Source organism: Bowmanella yangjiangensis (assembly GCF_017255015.1).
GTDB classification, from domain to species: domain Bacteria; phylum Pseudomonadota; class Gammaproteobacteria; order Enterobacterales; family Alteromonadaceae; genus Bowmanella; species Bowmanella yangjiangensis.
This window is the reverse complement of record NZ_JAFKCS010000186.1, coordinates 1-1,556: the sequence shown is the minus strand read 5'-3', so window position 1 is coordinate 1,556 and position 1,556 is coordinate 1. Positions and strand designations below refer to the sequence as shown.

3 protein-coding genes are annotated in these 1,556 nt (G+C 64.8%); all 3 read right to left on the bottom strand.

Annotated elements, in window-relative coordinates; genetic code table 11:
* Nucleotides 1–236: 236 nt before the first annotated feature.
* Nucleotides 237–800, bottom strand: a complete 564-nt coding sequence (locus J0A65_RS23170; protein ID WP_206596654.1) for a hypothetical protein — start codon at nucleotides 798–800, stop codon at nucleotides 237–239.
* Between the two features lie 292 nt (nucleotides 801–1,092).
* Nucleotides 1,093–1,278, bottom strand: coding sequence for a PA3371 family protein (locus J0A65_RS23165; protein ID WP_047589633.1), 186 nt, complete (start codon nucleotides 1,276–1,278; stop codon nucleotides 1,093–1,095).
* 17 nt (nucleotides 1,279–1,295) lie between these two features.
* On the bottom strand, nucleotides 1,296–1,556 hold a 261-nt coding region (locus J0A65_RS23160; RefSeq protein ID WP_206596653.1), incomplete at its 5' end, for a hypothetical protein.

The following is a 1,556-nucleotide window of genomic DNA, read 5'->3' as shown; positions in this document are numbered from 1 at the left end:
TTCCCCAGATTCTGTGCATGAGCCGGGCGCCTGCGGCCAGCCCCTGCCCCGCTGTGGGAAACTCAACGCAAGTCATTGATTGATCGAACGATGCGACCTGTCGATGACGCCAACAAGACGTCACTGGGCAAAAACTGAACGGCTCCGGGCAGGCCGCGGGAATGCTAGGCAGGAAGGGCTTTTGCAAAGGTTATCCACAGGACTGCCAACAGAATCTGTGAAGCAATCGGGAGGCGTCAGCCGTTGTACAGATAGACCACCAGGCGCTTCTCGGGGCTGACGACGATCAGGCCGATCCGACCATAGGCGTAATAGCTGCCCGGGCTGTTGATAAGGCTGTCGACATCGCGTATCAGCGCGGCGGCCACCTCGATGCAGAAGCCGTAACGGCAGAGGTAATCGAGGCTGCTCAGCGACTGCTGGCGACTGTCCACAGGCCAGTGCCGCTCGTCCGCGGCGATCGGCGTTTCTTTCCAGTCGCTGTAGGAGCCGCGCCAGCGCCGCCCTGCAGTGGCGCTGTTGCCCGGCATGTTCTCGAAGAACCCCAGCCCCGTGCCGGCGAGCGCCGCGGTGGCTGCGGGCAGGCGATAGACGAGAATCCCGGTCTCGTTGCCGCCTGGGCCGAACCCCCAGGACTCCTCCATGGCATAGACGATGGAGGTGACCTGCAGCGCGTCGGGCACCAGGCTCAGGCGGTGCTCTTTGAGCGTGTGCAGATAGGCCAGGCGGATCGCCAATGCACAGGCGAAGGTGCCGAAGACCAGCGTTGCGTAGATGAGCAGCTTGCGAGCGGTGGACATGCGCCGTTTCGTCCCTGAAGGTCAGTCGTCCTGCCAACCCGGGGAGCAGGCTGGCCCGCCCTACTCTACACAGGCCGGGACCACAGACAATGGGGACGACGGTCGACCGCCACCAATCTGCAACCCGCACACAGGAAAACGCCCGACAGACAGCTCGGTAATGCTGTTCATCTGAGGTTGCACGCGTTTGGCTCCCCTCTCCCATTCATGGGAGAGGGGCTGGGGGAGAGGGCTGAAATGCCGCAAGACTGCGTGCGGCGTCTTCGCTGGCGTCAGGTGATGAACGAACGGGTCAGCGCAGCACCGGGTCGAACTTGATACGACGCCCGAGCATCAACGCCACCAGGAAGGCCAGGGCGAACAGCGCGCAGGCGCCCTTGAGCAGCAGGGTGAGGCTGCCCTCCAGGCCGGGGCTCAGCCACAGCGCGGCCAGGCTGAACAGCGTCATGATCAACAGCAGGAAAGCACTTCTGGACATGGCGGGACTCCTGTCGCTCAGAATACCCAGCGCGCGGTGCTGGCAGGGCGCGGTTCACGGTTGGCAGTGGCGGTCTTGCCTTCGCTGGCGGTGCGCAGCCACTGGCCATCGTCCTCGGTGCTGCGGGCAGCGGGCTGACGCAGGCTTCCAGACGCCTCCGAGCGCACGGCGGAACCGGAGGTCCAGGCCTGCGCACTGGGCACGGTCAGTTCGGCGGTACGCGCCATGGCCCCTGCCGAGCCGGCGAAATCCGTGGCGTAAGCCCCGTTGACCAGCAA